The following is an 18,548-nucleotide window of genomic DNA, read 5'->3' as shown; positions in this document are numbered from 1 at the left end:
GCTTCAAATCTCAAAAACAACGATAAAATTAATTATATAAAAATCATTAAGTTAGAATTAACGGCACTTCCGTCAGTTTTATTTTGACGTAAAAATTGAGAATTGAATCACAATCTTTTTAAAGGATTTCATAAAATCGTGTCGTTGATACAGAGAAAGGTTTAAGAGTGTGTTCGGGTTGTTATACTTTTCATACAAACAACGTGACATCGTTCTCAAAAAAAACCGTTAAAAAACACCGTCAAAATCGATTTTAACGAGTTTAATACTTCCTTAAGGAGCTCTCTTTGCGCCCACTCTGGTACATGGTTTTATTCGTTCTCGCTTTTTCAGCTAGGCAAGCGGTCGCCGAACCTCTTTATTGGCAAGCAAAAAAGGATGATCTAACACTCACTATCTTAGGTTCTGTGCACGTTGGGGACGAGAGTATGTACCCACTTCCTTCGGCGATCACCGACGCGCTAAAAAACAGTGATGGGTTAATTATCGAAACGGATATCAGAAAGTCTGATGGCGTTGTATATCCCCACAACAAACTCACAACTGCCGATGTACTCAATGAAGAACAGCTGCAATTATTAACCAACATCTCAAAATCATTGGACATGCCGACGCAACAACTGCTTAGCTCACCGCCTTGGGCGACTTCTCTTTCGATACAGATGCAGCAGCTAAAAAACCTTGGTTATGGCTCCGCCGGCGGCGTTGATGCGACGCTAGCTTACAAAGCGACTATCCAAGATGTTCCGGTTATCAGTTTAGAGCCACTACAATTCCAAATAGACCTGATGACAAAACAAAAGGATGACGGTAAAGAGTGGTTAGTCAGTAGCCTTGAAGAGTTTGACCAAACTGATCGTGTGGTTCATTGCCTGATTGAAAGCTGGAAAGCAGGTGATTTAGCGAAGCTGGAAGCCTTTTCAGAGCTATCAGAGATGTCGCCTGAACTTGAAAAAGCGTTCTTAACCGATCGCAACATAGACTGGGCAAACAAGCTATCCGCCAATAATTGGAAACTTAAGTCTAAAGGGAACTACTTGATAGTAGTTGGCACCTTGCACCTAATTGGAGAAGGTAACCTTATACAGTTATTAGAAAAGAAAGGCTTCAGTGTCATCCAGCAATCACAAAACCAACAAGCCCAATGTCAATTTGAGGCTAGCCCAAAAGGCTAACAATACTCACCTCATTTTGTTTTCGTTATAAAAGCATTTCCTTAATAACAGAATCTTTACATTTAATAGCACCATTGCGGTGCTATTATCTTTCGCTCTTTTTACCTATGGCGTTGTTCTAATGAAACCAGTACTTTTTGCTTTCCCTCTAGCCCTCACGATGCTGATGCCCTCAATAGCCTCAGCCAAAGAAACATGCACCATCGAACAGTTTCAGGCAATAGACATACAACCGGATACCAAAGGCGGCGTGCTAGATAAAGAAAGCGGACAGTTTTTGATTACTGAAAAGCCACCCATGCGCTGCGCCAATATTACGTTCACAACATCTACAACACGAAACCGTATCGCAAGCCAAATGAACAACAATTTTGAAGCAAACTTTTACGACAACCAAACGGGAAGCTCTCACTCGGTGACGTTTGATGAAGATGAAGTAAAGGCAGGTTACATTCGAATAGGCCCTAATAAGCCAGCGGAAGCGTATGTTTGTTTTGTTACCTCGGAAACACCGATAAAAGACATCACGTGTGATGTTAAGTAAATAATTTGGGGACTGGCTTATTGGGTCAATCCTTGTCTCTAAGCAAGGTGTTTAGAACAACAAGAGATTCCCAACTCGCTCCTTGGTCACTCTAGAGAATTACGCACATACCAAAATGCAAAAAAGCCGTAGCCCCTTCTATTGCAAAGAGTGCTACGGCTTTCTTTAATGTGGTCGGTGAAGAGCTTATTTTGAATATCAGGCGAACCCCACTTTGGTTCTGATCCTATTTCCTATGATCTAAAACGACGAAAGCCTGCTCATTGAGCAGGCTTTCTTAATGTGGTCGGTGAAGCAGGGATTCGACGCGGCTGGGCTTCCATCGGACTGGCGCACCAGCCACCACCCTCATGTCCCAAACCAAATCGAAACAAAAGGGTTAAAATGCAAAAAAGCCGTAGCCCCTTCTATTACAAAGAGTGCTACGGCTTTCTTTAATATGGTCGGTGAAGAGCTTATTTTGAACATCAGGCGAACCCACTTAGGTTCAAATCCCATTTTCCATGCCCTGAAACGACGAAAGCCTGCTCAATGAGCAGGCTTTCTTAATGTGGTCGGTGAAGAGGGATTCGAACCCCCGACCCTCTGGTCCCAAACCAGATGCGCTACCAAGCTGCGCTATTCACCGAGATATCTAACTGGCTGATTGCCTGTCGATGGAGCGTATAATACGGATTCTAAATTTATCCGCAAGCGCTTTTTCTCATATTTATTGTGAATTCGAATCGTTCGAACAAAAGACATACAACAACACGCTTGATGTGACGAAAAACACACAGTTACCAACAAGTATTTAACTTATGAAACAGGATTGATCCAGATCAGTGAATTGATAATACCAGTTAATACACTAACCCGTGTCATATAACTTTGAGGTATACACATGGACTTTTGGCTAGATCTCCTATTTGGTAATGCGGTGGGACTATCTTCAATGATAGTAATCTTCGGGGCTCTGGGTCTCATGATGTTTTATGGAGGCTTCTTCATCTACAAAGTTATGACTGAAAAATCTCCTCACTAGAATCGCTCAGCCTAAATCATTTACTTTTAAGTATTCTTTTACTTTATAAGTAAATGTCAAAACGCTTTGCACCGGAGCAGACTTATTGTCTTCTCCGGTTTTTTCATTTTTAAACCCAGCCTCAACTTAGGTATACTTACCCTATCCTTCCCCAACTTGAGATACACACTATGTCTCATGATGACGACTTAGATCTATTCCAAGAAATGATGGGCGACGTTAAACGTATCGACCATGACACCGCTGAACACCAGAAAGTACACCGAGTCACCGAATCTCACCTTGCTAAGCGTGAAGCCGCTATGTGGCTGTCTGACGACGAGAAAGACTACTTATCATTAGATTACTCGCCAATGATCAAGCCAGACGATGTCGTTGCTTATAAAAAAGACGGTGTACAAGAAGGCGTATACAAAAAGCTGCGCCTAGGCAAATACCCTATTCAAGCCAAGCTCGACCTTCATAGGAAAACACTGAAAGACGCACGTAACGAAGTGCTTTCATTCTTGCGTCAGTGTTTAAGAATGGATGTTCGTACCGTCATCATTGTTCACGGTAAGGGTGAGCGTTCGAACCCACCAGCAATGATGAAAAGCTACGTGGCGAATTGGCTCACGCAAATTAACGACGTTCAATGTGTTCATTCTGCTCAGCAATTTCATGGTGGTACTGGCGCAGTCTACGTTATGCTCAGAAAGAGTAATGAGAAAAAGCTAGAGAACAGAGAGCGCCATCAAAAACGCACCAGTTAACTGGTTGAAGCAGACAAGTACACTGATAGCGAATTGCATCAAGATCGATATTTCGTGCCTAGACTCACACCAAGTGCTAAAATTGTCCTCAGTTAACGAATCCCAACTCAAAGCAACTATCCAAAGGTTGCTTTGAGTTTATCTATATTTCCGTTGTGAAACGCTAAGAGAATATCATGTCACAAGAATCCCAAGCTAAACGCCTTAATAAATACATCAGTGAAACTGGTTTTTGCTCACGCCGCGAAGCCGATAAGCTCATTGATGCAGGCCGAGTTACTATTAACGGTAAGATCCCTGAAATGGGTACTAAAGTCTTGCCAGGTGATGATGTTGAGATCGACAATAAGCCTGTTCGCTCAAAAGAGAAGCCGATTTACATTGCTCTTAATAAACCAACAGGTATCACCTGTACGACTGAGCGTGATATTCCTGGCAACATCGTCGACTTTATCGGCCACCACAAACGTATTTTCCCGATTGGTCGCCTAGATAAGCCTTCTGATGGCCTTATCTTCTTGACCAACGATGGCGACATCGTAAACAAGATCCTACGTGCAGGTAACAACCACGAGAAAGAATACGTGGTGCGTGTAGATAAGCCGATTACGACGGAATTCTTGAAGCAAATGGGCGCTGGTGTTCATATCCTCGATACTGTTACCTTGCCATGTAAAGTAGAGAAAGAGACTAAGTTCTCATTCCGAATCACATTAACGCAAGGCCTTAACCGCCAAATTCGCCGCATGTGTGAAGCGCTCGGTTATGAAGTATTTAAACTACGTCGTGTTCGTATTATGAATATCTCACTAGACGGCATTCCTAACGGCAAATGGCGCTACCTGAGCGACGAAGAGATCACTGAGATCTTAGCGATGTGTGAGGGCTCAGTAAGTACGGAAGATGCGTCAAAAATGAACGCGAAAGGTCAACGCATTCGTAAAGCGACTGACGCGAAACTTTTTGATAGCCGTGAAGAGAACCAAGCTTCAACAGCGCGCCGTAATCAAAACGAGAACCGTACTCGCACTTACCGCGGTAACAATGCGGATGAATTCCGTCATGCGCCTAACTCAAAGCGTGGCCGCAATTCATCGAACGGTGAAAGCGGTGGTAATACCGAAAACTGGAAGTCGAATTCTCGTTCAGAGCGTTCAAATTCAGATAGAAACCGTTCGGATCACAATCGCACAGATCGCGACAATAATGATCGTAGAAGCGGTAAACCGGCAAATCGCAGCCAAGATTCAAACAGACCGAACAAACCTGCACCAAAGCGTGTTGGTGGTACTTTAGGTCTGAAGAAGTAGTCAGAGTCAGTAAGACGAGACACTCGATAGAAAAACGCCCGCTAGATTAGTCTAGCGGGCGTTTTTGTTGGTCATTCGATAGTTTTATCATTCATGACAACGACAATCTATAAACATAGATCAGCAAACTGGCCGCGAGTGAGCAGTGTTAAGTCTTTTGGGTCTAATTCAATTTCTAGCCCGCGCTTTCCTGCACTCACACATATCGTTTCAAAATCGGTAGCGCTCGAATGAACAAAGGTAGGCAGTGCTTTCTTTTGACCAAGCGGACTGATTCCACCCACCACATAACCCGTGGTTTTCTGTGCAATTTCAGGATTCGCCATCTCTGCTTTTTTACCTTTCGCTGCTTTTGCCGCAAGTTTTAGGTTTAGCTTTTGGTCCACAGGAATAACCGCCACAGCCAAGTCTTTAGCCACACCGTTCAAACAGAACAAAAGCGTTTTGAACACACGCTTAGGATCTTGACCAAGCGCTTCAACGGCTTCTAAACCATAGTTGGTATTATTGGCATCATGATGATACTGATGCACGCTATGAGCGATTTTCTTTTTCTTGGCGAGATTGATTGCAGGGGTCATAACAAATCCAAACGATAGATAAACAAAAAGCGACGCCTCGGCGTCGCTTTAGTTAAATTTATCATGGTGCTAGAGTCAATCTAATTTAGCACCTATTGATACAATTGCTTGGATTCAATTACTTGTAAACCATTTGGCCTGAAGGCGCATACTTGTTCACGTCAACCGGGCTGTTTGCTTCTAGGTACTCTTTCAGTACTTCAGCATCAACAAAACCAGTATTTACGTAACCTGGGTGGTCAGACAATTTAGGGTAACCGTCACCACCAGCAGCGTTAAAGCTTGGTACTGTGAAACGGTATGTTTCGTCTAGACGAAGCTGTTTGCCACCGATGAATACATTCGATACTTCACCGTTCGCTACTGTCATAGAGATACCAGCAAACTGAGCGTAAGCACCAGAATCGATTGGTTTAGTCGCCACTACGTTTAGGTAATCTAGAACTTCTTTACCCGTCATGTCTGTGTAAGTCAGGATGTTTGCAAAAGGTTGTACTGTTAGCACGTCTTTGTAAGTAACATTACCGGCTTCAATTGAGTCACGTACACCACCAGAGTTCATCACTGCGAAGTCTGCTTTTGCACGCTCCATGTGAGAAGTCGCAATTAAACGACCTAGGTTGGTCTGTTGGAAGCGAACGACGTTACGATCGCCTTCAAGCTTACCATTTGTCTCTGCGATTTGAACTTCTAGCTGTGCCTGACCTTGCTCTTGGAAAGGACGTAGGAATTCAAGTAGCTCTGGGTCTTGTGCGATTTCATCTTGAATAAGAACACGTTGCTTCTTACCGTCAATCTTAACTTTCTTCTTAAGGTTAACTGGAATCAGGTCGTAGCTCACCATCTCTAGCTCGCCATTACGGAATTCGTAATCAGCACGACCTACGTACTTGCCCCACTCGTGAGCTTGAACGATGTAAGTACCGTTCTGTACGTCAGGCTTACACTCTTCACCCGGCTTGAAGTTTTTCTTCGCAACGTTAGGGCCTTCCATACATACAGGCTCTTGAGAGTGACCACCAACGATCATGTCCAGATCGCCTTCGTTTAGGTAACGAGCAAGTGCGACATCACCCGGAGCGTTAACACCACGTTGGCCATTTTCGTAGTGACCCATGTGAGTCACAGCAAAGATTAGATCCGGTTTTTCTGTTTCTTTAAGTTCAGCGATTAGCTTCTTCGCTTCTTCTTTAGGATCACGGAAGTCGATGCCCGCGATAAATTCAGGGTTACCAATCTTTTGGGTATCTTCCGTTGTTAAACCAATAACCGCAATCTTGATGCCTTGCTTTTCGAACATCTCGTAAGCTTGGAACTTACGTTCGCCTGTCGCTTTATCGTAGATGTTTGCAGATAGCATTGGGAAGTTAGCCCAGTCGATCTGCTTTTGTAGTACGTCTAAAGAGTTATCAAACTCGTGGTTACCCAATGCCATTGCATCGTAACCAATTTTGTTCATACCTTTAAAATCAGGTTCTGCGTCCTGAAGGTCTGATTCTGGGACACCCGTGTTGATGTCACCGCCAGATAGAAGCAACACGCTACCGCCTTCTGCTTCAACTTCTGAACGAAGTTGGTCAACTAGCGTTTTACGCGCAGACATGCCGTATTCGCCGTATTTATTCTGCCAGAAACGACCATGGTTATCGTTTGTGTGAAGAATCGTTAGCTTGTAAGTTTCATCTTGGTTCCAATCATGAGCTGATTGAGACGCACACCCAGCTAGAGTAGCTAGAATTGCAGCACTTAGTGCTGTCTTTAGAATAAGGCGTTGCTTCATTGTCATACCTTTGAACTTTTTAGGGGAATCCACTGCTTTTTATAATCTATTGCGACCCCTTTCCTGGAGTTCGAACAATAAGACTTCAACATGACTAATCTTAAATTAACATTCTAGATGTAACACGACGATTTCATATTTATGTCGAATTGGTCACGCATAGATCAACAGTTAAGTGTAACAAAATTATGAGATTACACTCAAACTTCCCCTGCATCACAAGCAATCGTTTACTTACAAAGTGTGATGAACATCAGTAATTTACTGCAAACAGGACTGACCTCACACTCATATACGAGTTTCTTAGGTAATAACCCGCCACGTTAACAACTCTTTAAATGAACGGTTTATATTCGGCTGCTTTTACGAGATTAAAAAAAAGCCCAATTCAGAGAACTGGGCTTTCTTAGATCAACTTTGTTAAATAACGTTTCCGTTACTTCACATCCATCTCAATTATTTAATATCAATATGCTCAAAGCCTTTGATAAGGTCATCAAGTGCTTTCATCTGCTTCAAGAACGGCTCTAGTTTGTCTAGAGGTAGCGCAGATGGGCCATCACAACGAGCTTGGTCTGGGTTTGGGTGAGCTTCAATGAACAGACCCGCAATACCAGTAGCAAGACCCGCTTTAGCAAGTTCAACCGTTTGCTCACGACGACCGCCAGATGCTGCACCTGATGGGTCACGCATTTGTAGAGAGTGCGTCACGTCAAAAATAATTGGGCTACCGTTTGAAGACTTCTTCATTACGCCAAAGCCAAGCATATCAACGACTAGGTTATCGTAACCCATGCAAGCGCCACGCTCACATAGGATAATGTTGTCGTTACCGCACTCAGCGAACTTATCAACGATGTTGCCAACTTGGTTCGGGCTCATGAACTGAGGCTTCTTCACGTTGATTACTGCGCCAGTCTTAGCCATTGCTTCAACAAGATCAGTTTGACGAGCTAGGAATGCAGGTAGTTGGATTACATCAACCACATCCGCAACAGGCTGAGCTTGAGCTTCTGTGTGGATATCAGTAATGATCTTCACGCCGAAAGTATCTTTCAGCTCTTGGAAGATTTTAAGACCTTCTTCCATTCCTGGACCACGGTATGAATGAACTGAGCTGCGGTTCGCTTTATCAAAAGACGCCTTAAATACGTAAGGGATGCCCAGCTTCTCGGTTACTTTTACATAGTGATCACAGATCTGCATAGCAAGATCGCGAGATTCAAGAACGTTCATGCCTGCAAATAGCGTAAATGGCTTGTCGTTAGCAATTGGCATATCGCCAATATGAACTGTTTTCTGTTCCATCATATTCTCTCTAAATAATTATTAATTAGTGAACAACCACTGTCTTTTCGTTCATGACGTTCACTTGAGATTTCAGTAACTCAGATGCCGGGTCATCTGGGCATTGGTCGATAAAGTATTGATAATCGGTTGCGGCTACTTGGTGACAGTCTAGCTGCTGATAGATAAAACCGCGGTCACGGATTTCATATGGGTCATCAGGTACAAACGTCAAAGCAAGGTCAGTACACTTCAATGCAAGCGTATAACGCTCTTCTCGCAGTAGTGCACTCTTGAGCAGGGCTAACCACTTACCAATAATTGTTGGGTGGTCGGCAACTTCTAAGTGCTCGGGTTTCACCTTAGCTAATGGGCCGTCATGTCCAATTAACCATGCTCGCAGCGTTTGTTCGCCAACATACTCACCGTTATAAGGATTAATATAGGCTGCAGCTTGCCCGTACCAACTTACTTTAAGTAAGAATTGAGTCGGGAAAGAGACGCCCTCTACAGGAAAGCCTAGCTTGCGACCTAGAAAAAGAAAGATCGCTCCCAGACTCACTGGAATGCCTTTCTTTCTCTCAAGCACTTTATCGATGAACGCGTTTTCCGAAGAGAAATACGCATCTTTATCGCCAGCAAAGCCCCATTCATAAAAGAATAGTCGAATAAAAGATTCAAACTTCTGCTGTTCATCGGTTTCATTAACCAAAGCAAACTCGGCGTCTTTTAACAATCTCGCCAGCTCTTGCTCTGCCCAACTGTCTTGAGTTTCTGGGTTAATCGCTTTATTTAAGATCAATGCACCTTCAGCTAATTCTAGCTGGTCAAAGTCTTCATCAAAAAATTCGTACATAGATAGTTAACCGAAATAAGGAGATAATTAACCGAAAAATGTTGGCGTCTTGGTCATTGCGATTTTGCCTGCCATCGCTAACCAGCCAAGCGCACCAAAGAAAGAGAATACTCTCAGTAGCTTGTTTTTACCTAGCTTAAGCGCAAAGAAACCCAATGCAATGTAAGCCATAACACAAGTTAGTTTTTCGGTTAACCATGGTGCTGCTGGTGTGAATGGAATAAAGCCAGTGATGAAAATCAAACCAATACCCGATAGCAATAGCAACGAGTCATTGATATGAGGGAAACGCTGCAAGAAAGGATGCTTAAGCTTAGGTGAGTTAGCCATCATAAGAGCGAAACGAATCGAAAGAAGTAGCGCACTTATAGCAATCGTTAATAGGTGAAAATGTTTTAGACCTTCGTACATGGTATTCCTTTATATTTTTATATGTGCTTTCGTTAACACGAGCCTCACAATACCCGTTAATGCTCTGTAGTTCCGCATAAAATCTCTGTATTTCTGCGTTAAATGCATTAGCGAGTTAAATGTATTGTCGAGTTAAAGGTATCAATTTAGCAAGTTCATCATCCATTGCTCACAAGACGATTAACAATCACTCACTATGAACAGTAACGACCCAATGTCACTCGGTCATTACCACCGTAATCTTTCTCTGTGACAACATCGAGATAACCGAGCGCCTGCATAATTTCACGAACTGCCAAACCTTGGTCATAGCCGTGTTCAAATGCTAACCAACCTTCATTTTCCAAAAAGCCGCGAGCGTTTTCAGAAATGTATCGGATATCTGCAAGCCCTTTCTCCTCAGCAACCAGTGCTGTGATTGGCTCAAAACGCACATCGCCTTGAGATAAATGAGGATCATTCTTCTCAATGTATGGCGGGTTAGAGACAATCAGAGAGAATTTCACAGTTTCTTCAGAGCTCAAAGGCTCAAACCAACTGCCGTGCAAAAAGGTCGCGTTGGTGATGTTGAGACGTTGTGCATTCTCTGTAGCAAGCTGCTGCGCTTCAGGGCGAAGATCAATACCCGTTACCTGTCGATTCGGCATCTCAGACGCCAATGCTAACGCGATAGCACCTGTACCTGTCCCTAAATCGAGAATCGCGCCTTGCTTGCCGTACGTTTTATCCAAAGCCACCTCAACCAAACGCTCGGTATCTGGGCGTGGGATTAATGTAGAAGGGGAAACTTTTAACGGCAGTGACCAAAACTCACGCTCACCGATAATGTAAGCCACAGGCTCACCGGTTAAGCGACGTTTTAGAAGGGCATTGAATTCAGACTCTTGCTCTGAGGTGAGATGCTTCTCAGGCCAAGTCAGTAGGTAAGACCTTGGTTTATCTAAGGCGTGACAAAGCAGTACCGCGGCATCAATAGAGGGTGATGTGTTATCACCCTCTTGAAGCTTTACGATTGCTGCTTTTAAAGCACTTTCAACCGTATATGCTGACTGCATACTGGTTAGTTGTTCTCTGCAAGTGCAGCAAGCTGATCGGCTTGGTGCTCTTGAAGTACAGGATCAAGCAAGCTTTGCATGTCACCTTCAAGTACTTCGTTAAGACGGTAGATAGTAAGGTTGATACGGTGATCCGAAACACGACCTTGTGGGTAGTTGTACGTACGAATACGGTCACTACGGTCACCCGAACCTAGTAGGTTACGACGTGTATCAGAAACCGCTGCCGCGCGGCGCTCTTCTTCTGCTTGAACAATACGAGCAGCAAGAACAGCCATCGCTTTCGCTTTGTTTTTATGCTGAGAACGCTCGTCCTGACACTCTACTACTGTACCCGTTGGTAAGTGAGTAATACGGATTGCTGAATCCGTGGTGTTAACGTGCTGACCACCCGCGCCTGATGCACGGAAAGTATCAATTTTAAGGTCGCCCGCTTTGATTTCTGGAAGATCCGCTTCTGGGATTTCCGGCATAACGGCAACTGTACATGCTGACGTGTGAACACGGCCTTGAGATTCGGTTTCAGGTACACGTTGTACACGGTGACCGCCTGACTCAAACTTCATTGTGCCGTAAACAGCGTCGCCACTAACCTTAGCGATCATCTCTTTGTAGCCGCCTTGTTCAGAAGCATTGCTGCTCATGATTTCAACGCGCCAACCTTTCTTCTCAGCAAACTTAGAGTACATACGGAACAAGTTGCCCGCGAAGATACCCGCTTCATCACCACCCGCGCCTGCACGGATTTCAAGGAAACAGTTACGCTCATCGTTTGGATCTTTTGGAATCAGAAGAATCTGTAGCTCATCAGTCAAACGTTCAATCGCCGCTTTTGCGTCTTTGATTTCGTCTTGAGCCATTTCACGCATTTCAGCGTCATCTTCGTTTGCCATCTCTTCAGCAGCTTCTAGATCTTCTTGAGCTTGCTGGTATGACTGGAAACAAGCCGTCACTTCTTCTAGTTGAGAGTACTCTTTAGAAAGTGCACGGAATTTGTCTTGATTCCCGATTACATCTGGATCACCAAGTAGATGTTGAACTTCTTCATAGCGTTCAACAAGTGTTTCAAGCTTTACTAGAATCGAGGCTTTCATAATGTCTTATTCTGTTGGAGGTCTAATATTATTGAGGGTTTTCTAAGCCCAAACTCTGTCTAATGACCATTAATTTTGCAGGTTCTCCTTGCTCAGCTGCACTTTGAAGTGCGCGCGTTGGAGCATGGATCAATTTGTTTGTGAGCTTATTGCTTAGCTCAAGTAAGACTTTCTCAGGGTCACCGCCAGCGGCAAGTGATTGTAAACTCTTACTTAATAATTCTTCTCGGATTTCGTTGGCCGATTTACGGTAGTCACGAATACTGTCTACAGCTTGCAGTGAACGCATCCAACTCATGAATGCTGCACTTTCTTCGCTAACGATTGCTTCCGCTTGAATCGCTTCCACTTTGCGTTGTTCAATGTTGCCATCAACAATCGACTGCAGATCATCCACTGAATAAAGGTAGGCGTCATTCAATTCGCCAACCTGAGATTCCACATCACGCGGAACCGCAATATCAACCAGCAACATAGGTTGATGTTTTCTTGTTTTCAGTGCAGTTTCCACCATGCCTTTACCAATGATAGGTAACGGACTTGCGGTTGAGCTGATCACGATATCCGCTCGATGCAGGTGATCAGGGATCTCATTGAGGCTGATCACTTCAGCACCAAACTCTTCAGCCAGCCCTAAAGCACGCTCACGTGTTCGGTTAGCCACAATCATCTTGGTACAGCCATTCGCTGAAAGATGCTTAGCCACCAACTCAATGGTTTCACCCGCACCCACCAATAACACAGTTGAATCGGCAATCGACTCAAAGATGTGCTTGGCTAACGTACAAGCTGCGTAAGCAACCGAAACCGCGCTTCCGCCGATCTCCGTTTCAGTTCGAACACGCTTCGCGACAGAGAATGATTTCTGGAACAGCTTTTCCATTGAAGCATCAACAGATTTGTTCTCTCGCGAGTCTGTATAAGCTTGCTTCACCTGACCTAAGATCTGTGGTTCACCCAATACCAAAGAGTCCAAGCCACAAGCTACGCGCATTAAATGTTTAATCGCCGCCTGCTCTTCATGGACATAAATGCTCGGTTTTAGCTCTTCAGGGCTCACTTGATGGAAAACGGACAACCAATCGATGAGCTTGTTTTTTGCCACGCCTTTGACGTCACAATACAATTCAGTTCGATTACAGGTAGAAAGTATGACACTTCCATTTACGTGTGCATTTGCGTTAAGTTGCTTGAGTGCCTCAGATAATTTATCTGGACCAAAAGCGACTTTTTCTCGCAATTCAACCGACGCTGTATTGTGATTGATACCTACGGCAAGCAAAGACATGTATCAGAAGTTCTCGATCAGGGAATGGAAACAAGGGGCGAATTTTACTTGATGCATGGCTCTATTTAAAGAGCAAGCGGGATTTGTTTTCCTGACTTCGTGAATTCAATGCTATAGTTGAAGCGTTTTTTAGATAAATTTGAACAAGTTGTGAGCAAATATGAGCAAACTTCTCAAAATCACGCCTCTTATTTTTATGGCCATAATTATGGTGGGTTGCTCGTCTATCCCAGAACAACCAACCAGCGTTGAATGGCAAAGTCATCAAGATCGGCTTTTACAGATAGAAAACTATCAAGCCTCAGGCAAGCTCGCTTACATTTCCCCAGAGCAACGCCAAAGCCTAAATTTCATTTGGAAGCATTCACCGAATCAAAGTCAATTAAGGCTTACGACTTTTCTCGGTCAAACGGCATTGAACCTAACCATTGATCCATCAGGTGCAAAAGTCGTGACCTATGATGATCAAGTATTTACTCATGCGAGTGCTTCAGTCTTGGTTGAGCAGCTGACAGGCTTACAGATCCCTATTGATCATCTACCACAATGGTTCCTTGGCATTCCAGACCAAGCCGATAGCTACCAATTGAACACCACCAACACGCTTGAATCCCTCACCAAACAAGTCAGCAACCAACTATGGACACTGAGTTTTGCTAACTATCGCAATACAGAGGTGCCGAATAAGCAACTATCGGATGAAGACAACACTAAGGTAGAGACAATCCCACTCCCTACTCGATTGTCATTCAAGCAAGACGATAACAAAATCAACATTGTAGTTTCGAAGTGGACACTGAAAAAATGATAACAACGCCAACCCATTGGCCTTCTCCGGCTAAACTGAATTTATTTCTCTATATCACAGGTCGACGTGACAATGGCTATCACGAACTTCAAACCTTATTTCAGTTTGTCGATTTTGGTGATGAACTGACGGTGACTGCAAACTCAGAAACTAGCTCGATAACAATCACTCCAGAAATTCCTGGAGTAGCGCTTGAAGACAACTTGATCTGGAAAGCCGCTACTGCGCTGCAGCAATATACCTCAACCTCTTTCGGTGCCGATATTGAACTCAAGAAAGTACTGCCTATGGGTGGCGGTATTGGCGGAGGCTCTTCAAATGCAGCAACCGTGTTGGTCGCTCTGAATTATTTATGGCAACTCAACCTATCGGATGATCAACTCGCCGAGATCGGTTTGAAACTTGGTGCTGACGTTCCCGTCTTCGTTCGAGGCCACGCCGCCTTTGCTGAAGGGGTTGGAGAACAGCTACAACCCGCTAATCCGGATGAAAAATGGTATCTTGTGGTTAAACCTCAAGTGAGCATAGCAACTGTAGACATATTTACACATTCAGAATTAACTCGAAACACGCCAAAGCGAGCGCTATCAACGCTTCTAGAGCAAGAATACGTAAACGATTGCGAAAAAATTGTGCGAATGCTGTACCCAGAGGTTGATAAGCAACTTTCATGGCTGCTACAATACGCGCCGTCGAGATTGACTGGCACAGGTTCGTGCGTTTTTGCTGAATTTAACAGCAAAAAAGAAGCCGAATTGGTGCGAGAACAACTGCCTGACACAGTTTCCGCTTTCGTAGCGAAAGGAAGAAATATTTCTCCTTTAAAAGAAACTCTGGCTGAATACCAATCAGCCCACCCACAATCTATTTAAAACTGGACGCAACCCGAGGTTTCCACCGTGCCTGATATGAAGCTATTTGCTGGTAACGCAACACCTGAACTAGCCCAACGTATTGCTGATCGTCTATACATCTCTCTTGGCGATGCTACTGTAGACCGTTTTTCTGATGGCGAAGTCGCTGTTCAAATCAATGAAAACGTTCGTGGTAGCGATGTATTCCTGATTCAATCAACTTGTGCACCAACCAATGACAACCTTATGGAATTGGTGGTAATGATTGACGCAATGCGCCGTGCTTCTGCTGGCCGTATTACTGCTGTAATCCCTTACTTCGGTTATGCCCGTCAAGATCGTCGTGTACGTTCTGCTCGTGTGCCAATTACTGCAAAAGTTGTTGCAGACTTCCTTTCTAACGTTGGCGTTGACCGCGTTCTTACTATCGACCTACACGCAGAGCAAATCCAAGGCTTCTTCGATGTACCTGTTGATAACATCTTCGGTACTCCAGTTCTTCTAGAAGACATGGCTAACCGTGGCCTAGAAAACCCAGTAGTGGTTTCTCCAGACCTTGGTGGTGTTGTACGTGCTCGTGCAACGGCTAAAGCGCTAGGTGATGTTGACATCGCTATCGTTGATAAGCGTCGTCCACGTGCTAACGTTTCTGAAGTAATGAACCTAATCGGTGATGTTGAAGGCCGTGACTGTGTTATCGTTGATGACATGATCGATACGGGTGGCACACTATGTAAAGCAGCTGAAGCGCTTAAAGAGCGCGGTGCTAAGCGTGTATTCGCTTACGCAACTCACGCTGTTTTCTCTGGTACTGCTGCGAACAACATCAAGAACTCTGTTCTAGACCAAGTTATCGTAACGGATTCTATCTCTCTATCTCCAGAGATGGCTGCGACGGGTAAAGTGACAACACTTAGCCTTTCTCGCATGCTTGCTGAAGCGATTCGTCGTATCAGCAACGAAGAATCAATCTCAGCGATGTTCAACTAATCAAAGCCCAATAGCTTTGCTTTAGGAACACACGAGAGAAAAACATTAAGCACTTCATTCAATGAAGTGCTTTTTTTATGTCTGAGTAATATTGCACTGCTGGTTATCACAAACAGGAATAATCGCGCAGCTATCAGCTAGCTCGCACCTTTTTCATAAACTGTGATATCATACGGCGCTTTTTGAAATCCCAAGAGAGATCCATACCTTGAGCCAACAAATAAAACTTCTCGTTGGACTGGCTAATCCAGGTCCAGAATACGCCAAAACTCGCCACAATGCGGGCGCTTGGGTAGTTGAAGAATTAGCACGTGTACACAACGTGACACTAAAGAACGAACCAAAGTTCTTTGGCCTAACGGGTCGTATCATGGTTCACGGTGAAGATCTTCGTTTGCTGATCCCAACGACTTTTATGAACTTGTCAGGCAAAGCAGTTGCAGCCTTAGCAAAGTTCTACCAAATTAAACCAGAAGAGATCATGGTCGCTCACGATGAGTTAGATCTGCCTCCTGGTATTGGAAAGTTTAAAAAAGGTGGTGGTCATGGTGGACACAATGGTCTGAAAGACATCATCAGCAAGCAGGGTAACAATAAAGAATTCTATCGTCTTAGATTAGGCATTGGCCATCCAGGACACAAAGATAAAGTTGCAGGTTATGTATTAGGCAAAGCTCCTCAAAAAGAGCAAGAGTGTATCGAGGCCGTCGTTGACGAATCGGTTCGCAGCCTAGACATCTTATTAAAAGATGGCCTACCAAAAGCACAAAATCGCTTACATACGTTCAAAGCAGAATAAGGTTTATATCATGGGTTTTAAATGTGGCATCGTTGGTCTACCAAACGTTGGTAAGTCAACTCTGTTTAACGCACTGACTAAAGCAGGCATCGAAGCAGCAAACTTTCCATTTTGTACGATCGAACCAAACACAGGTATCGTTCCGGTTCCAGATCTACGCTTAGATGCATTAGCAAAAATTGTTAATCCACAGAAGATCCTTCCAACGACAATGGAATTCGTAGATATCGCGGGCCTAGTTGCTGGCGCATCTAAAGGTGAAGGTCTTGGTAACAAATTCCTAGCTAACATCCGTGAAACTGACGCTATCGGTCACGTTGTACGCTGCTTTGAAAATGAAAACATTGTTCACGTTGCTGGCAAAGTATCTCCAATCGAAGATATCGAAGTGATCAACCTTGAACTTGCACTGGCTGACTTAGACAGCTGTGAGCGTGCAATTCAACGTAACGCGAAGAAAGCAAAAGGCGGCGACAAAGACGCTAAATTCGAAATCACTGTACTAGAAAAGCTACTTCCAGTTCTAACTGAAGGTGGTATGGCGCGTACTGTTGAACTTGGCAAAGAAGAAGCGGCAGCAATCGGCTACCTAAACTTCCTAACACTTAAGCCAACCATGTACATCGCAAACGTTGCAGAAGATGGTTTTGAAAATAACCCATACCTAGACGCTGTTCGTGAATACGCTGAAAACGAAAACAACGTTGTTGTTGCTGTTTGTGCAGCAATCGAATCTGAGCTTTCTGAACTTGATGACGAAGATCGCGAAGAGTTCCTTGCCGATATGGGTATCGAAGAACCAGGTCTTAACCGAGTGATCCGCTCTGGTTATGAGCTACTGACTCTTCAAACTTACTTCACAGCTGGCGTTAAAGAAGTTCGCGCTTGGACAATCCCTGTAGGTGCAACTGCGCCACAAGCAGCGGGTAAGATCCACACAGACTTCGAGAAAGGTTTCATCCGTGCTGAAGTAGTTGGATTCGATCACTTCATCGAATTTAACGGTGAGAGCGGTGCGAAAGACGCAGGTAAATGGCGCCTTGAAGGTAAAGAATACATCGTTAAAGATGGTGACGTTGTTCACTTCCGCTTCAACGTATAATTCTGATTAAACATCTAGAAAAAAGGCCAGTGAATTCACTGGCCTTTTTGTTTTTCCCGTTTCTAAATTGTCCCTCATCAGAAACTTAACTTCCTATATATATCGCCTTTTAGACCTATTTTTTGTCGACAAATACGCCTCTTTGCCTAAAAAGAAACCGAACAGATGTTTATTCGCGATTTATTCAAAAAAAAAGTTGACGGGTTTCGCTCAACTACGCATAATGCGCCCCGTTCACAACGAAGCGGCAACGTCTCGAAATGAACGACAATTTGGAAATGGCTACTTAGCTCAGTTGGTTAGAGCACATCACTCATAATGATGGGGTCGCAGGTTCAAATCCCGCAGTAGCCACCATTTCCTAAGCACTCTGTTTGTTATTAAACTCATATTTATTAACGACAAGAGTTTTTAGGAAAGTAAAGCGGTCGTGGCGGAATTGGTAGACGCACCAGATTTAGGTTCTGGCGCCGAGAGGTGTGAGAGTTCAAGTCTCTCCGACCGCACCATTATTTAGATATCTTAAGTGATATCATTGTTGGGCTATCGCCAAGCGGTAAGGCACTGGCTTTTGATGCCAGCATTCCCTGGTTCGAATCCAGGTAGCCCAGCCACAATTTAAAGTGTAATTATCTTTAAAAAGATAATGGCATTGGAAGCGAGATTATATTATATTACTTCGCTCTCAGATGGCTACTTAGCTCAGTTGGTTAGAGCACATCACTCATAATGATGGGGTCGCAGGTTCAAATCCCGCAGTAGCCACCATTCTTTCTTTATGAAAGAAGAACAAACAACGTTATATTGAATTACCAATTTCGATATAACTATAAAGATT

General features: G+C 44.0%; 18 protein-coding genes and 5 tRNA genes. 14 read left to right on the top strand and 9 right to left on the bottom strand.

Annotated features, from left to right (window positions below):
- Nucleotides 1-287 precede the first annotated feature (287 nt).
- Both AB4484_RS23510 and AB4484_RS23505 read left to right on the top strand, forming a co-directional pair.
- Entirely contained in the window at nucleotides 288-1,175 is an 888-nt protein-coding gene (locus AB4484_RS23510) for a TraB/GumN family protein (protein WP_372080609.1), read from the top strand.
- 121 nt (nucleotides 1,176-1,296) lie between these two features.
- Complete coding sequence (locus tag AB4484_RS23505) at nucleotides 1,297-1,719, top strand: hypothetical protein (RefSeq protein WP_048611271.1); 423 nt, start codon at nucleotides 1,297-1,299, stop codon at nucleotides 1,717-1,719.
- A 551-nt stretch (nucleotides 1,720-2,270) separates the two neighbouring features.
- On the opposite strand, the gene AB4484_RS23500 is transcribed toward AB4484_RS23505, so the two are convergent.
- A tRNA-Pro gene (locus tag AB4484_RS23500) sits at nucleotides 2,271-2,347 on the bottom strand.
- A gap of 255 nt (nucleotides 2,348-2,602) precedes the next feature.
- On the opposite strand from AB4484_RS23500, the gene AB4484_RS23495 reads away from it, so the two are divergent.
- The 3 genes from AB4484_RS23495 to rluF all read left to right on the top strand — a co-directional run bounded on the left by AB4484_RS23495 (nucleotide 2,603) and on the right by rluF (nucleotide 4,805).
- Nucleotides 2,603-2,743, top strand: a complete 141-nt coding sequence (locus AB4484_RS23495; protein WP_017062321.1) for a DUF3149 domain-containing protein — start codon at nucleotides 2,603-2,605, stop codon at nucleotides 2,741-2,743.
- 170 nt (nucleotides 2,744-2,913) lie between these two features.
- The gene (smrA, locus tag AB4484_RS23490; RefSeq protein ID WP_017062320.1) at nucleotides 2,914-3,495 is read left to right on the top strand and encodes a DNA endonuclease SmrA; all 582 of its coding nucleotides are present in this window, start codon (nucleotides 2,914-2,916) and stop codon (nucleotides 3,493-3,495) included.
- 176 nt (nucleotides 3,496-3,671) lie between these two features.
- Nucleotides 3,672-4,805: a 23S rRNA pseudouridine(2604) synthase RluF gene (gene rluF / locus AB4484_RS23485; protein ID WP_372080607.1), complete on the top strand. Its 1,134-nt coding sequence runs from the start codon at nucleotides 3,672-3,674 to the stop codon at nucleotides 4,803-4,805.
- 107 nt (nucleotides 4,806-4,912) lie between these two features.
- On the opposite strand, the gene ybaK is transcribed toward rluF, so the two are convergent.
- The 8 genes from ybaK to hemA all read right to left on the bottom strand — a co-directional run bounded on the left by ybaK (nucleotide 4,913) and on the right by hemA (nucleotide 13,157).
- A complete protein-coding gene (ybaK, locus tag AB4484_RS23480) occupies nucleotides 4,913-5,386 on the bottom strand; it encodes a Cys-tRNA(Pro) deacylase (protein ID WP_372080605.1) in 474 nt (157 codons plus the stop codon).
- Nucleotides 5,387-5,504: 118 nt separating this feature from the next.
- Nucleotides 5,505-7,166 carry a bifunctional UDP-sugar hydrolase/5'-nucleotidase UshA gene (gene ushA, locus AB4484_RS23475; protein WP_372080603.1) on the bottom strand — a complete coding sequence of 554 codons (1,662 nt, stop codon included), beginning with the start codon at nucleotides 7,164-7,166 and terminating at the stop codon, nucleotides 5,505-5,507.
- 456 nt (nucleotides 7,167-7,622) lie between these two features.
- Entirely contained in the window at nucleotides 7,623-8,477 is an 855-nt protein-coding gene (gene kdsA / locus AB4484_RS23470) for a 3-deoxy-8-phosphooctulonate synthase (protein ID WP_372080601.1), read from the bottom strand.
- A 22-nt stretch (nucleotides 8,478-8,499) separates the two neighbouring features.
- A complete protein-coding gene (locus tag AB4484_RS23465; RefSeq protein ID WP_017064164.1) occupies nucleotides 8,500-9,309 on the bottom strand; it encodes a SirB1 family protein in 810 nt (269 codons plus the stop codon).
- Nucleotides 9,310-9,336: 27 nt separating this feature from the next.
- Complete coding sequence (locus AB4484_RS23460; protein WP_009848726.1) at nucleotides 9,337-9,720, bottom strand: SirB2 family protein; 384 nt, start codon at nucleotides 9,718-9,720, stop codon at nucleotides 9,337-9,339.
- 194 nt (nucleotides 9,721-9,914) lie between these two features.
- Nucleotides 9,915-10,775: a peptide chain release factor N(5)-glutamine methyltransferase gene (gene prmC, locus AB4484_RS23455; protein WP_065675631.1), complete on the bottom strand. Its 861-nt coding sequence runs from the start codon at nucleotides 10,773-10,775 to the stop codon at nucleotides 9,915-9,917.
- A gap of 5 nt (nucleotides 10,776-10,780) precedes the next feature.
- The gene (gene prfA / locus AB4484_RS23450) at nucleotides 10,781-11,869 is read right to left on the bottom strand and encodes a peptide chain release factor 1 (protein WP_019821589.1); all 1,089 of its coding nucleotides are present in this window, start codon (nucleotides 11,867-11,869) and stop codon (nucleotides 10,781-10,783) included.
- A 28-nt stretch (nucleotides 11,870-11,897) separates the two neighbouring features.
- Complete coding sequence (gene hemA, locus AB4484_RS23445; RefSeq protein WP_019821588.1) at nucleotides 11,898-13,157, bottom strand: glutamyl-tRNA reductase; 1,260 nt, start codon at nucleotides 13,155-13,157, stop codon at nucleotides 11,898-11,900.
- A 160-nt stretch (nucleotides 13,158-13,317) separates the two neighbouring features.
- Here hemA and lolB point away from each other — a divergent pair, with 160 nt between their 5' ends.
- The 9 genes from lolB to AB4484_RS23400 all read left to right on the top strand — a co-directional run bounded on the left by lolB (nucleotide 13,318) and on the right by AB4484_RS23400 (nucleotide 18,478).
- A complete protein-coding gene (gene lolB / locus AB4484_RS23440; RefSeq protein WP_372080599.1) occupies nucleotides 13,318-13,965 on the top strand; it encodes a lipoprotein insertase outer membrane protein LolB in 648 nt (215 codons plus the stop codon).
- Nucleotides 13,962-14,837, top strand: coding sequence for a 4-(cytidine 5'-diphospho)-2-C-methyl-D-erythritol kinase (ispE, locus tag AB4484_RS23435; RefSeq protein WP_162290825.1), 876 nt, complete (start codon nucleotides 13,962-13,964; stop codon nucleotides 14,835-14,837). The genes lolB and ispE overlap by 4 nt, the downstream gene beginning before the upstream one ends.
- Before the next feature lie 27 nt (nucleotides 14,838-14,864).
- On the top strand, nucleotides 14,865-15,809 hold the full coding sequence (locus AB4484_RS23430) for a ribose-phosphate pyrophosphokinase (protein ID WP_004739814.1): 945 nt from the start codon (nucleotides 14,865-14,867) through the stop codon (nucleotides 15,807-15,809).
- A 208-nt stretch (nucleotides 15,810-16,017) separates the two neighbouring features.
- Nucleotides 16,018-16,608 carry an aminoacyl-tRNA hydrolase gene (gene pth / locus AB4484_RS23425; RefSeq protein WP_004739815.1) on the top strand — a complete coding sequence of 197 codons (591 nt, stop codon included), beginning with the start codon at nucleotides 16,018-16,020 and terminating at the stop codon, nucleotides 16,606-16,608.
- A 10-nt stretch (nucleotides 16,609-16,618) separates the two neighbouring features.
- Nucleotides 16,619-17,710 carry a redox-regulated ATPase YchF gene (ychF, locus tag AB4484_RS23420; RefSeq protein WP_010439159.1) on the top strand — a complete coding sequence of 364 codons (1,092 nt, stop codon included), beginning with the start codon at nucleotides 16,619-16,621 and terminating at the stop codon, nucleotides 17,708-17,710.
- Nucleotides 17,711-17,990: 280 nt separating this feature from the next.
- Nucleotides 17,991-18,067, top strand: a tRNA-Met gene (locus tag AB4484_RS23415).
- Nucleotides 18,068-18,134: 67 nt separating this feature from the next.
- Nucleotides 18,135-18,219 (top strand) — tRNA-Leu (locus AB4484_RS23410).
- A 30-nt stretch (nucleotides 18,220-18,249) separates the two neighbouring features.
- Nucleotides 18,250-18,324: transfer RNA gene (locus tag AB4484_RS23405), tRNA-Gln, on the top strand.
- A gap of 77 nt (nucleotides 18,325-18,401) precedes the next feature.
- Nucleotides 18,402-18,478 (top strand) — tRNA-Met (locus AB4484_RS23400).
- Nucleotides 18,479-18,548 lie beyond the last annotated feature (70 nt).

This window comes from Vibrio sp. 10N.261.46.A3, from assembly GCF_041472995.1.
GTDB classification, from domain to species: Bacteria; Pseudomonadota; Gammaproteobacteria; order Enterobacterales; family Vibrionaceae; genus Vibrio; species Vibrio coralliirubri.
Note: the sequence above shows the minus strand (reverse complement) of the source record. Positions and strands in the feature narration are given on the sequence as shown.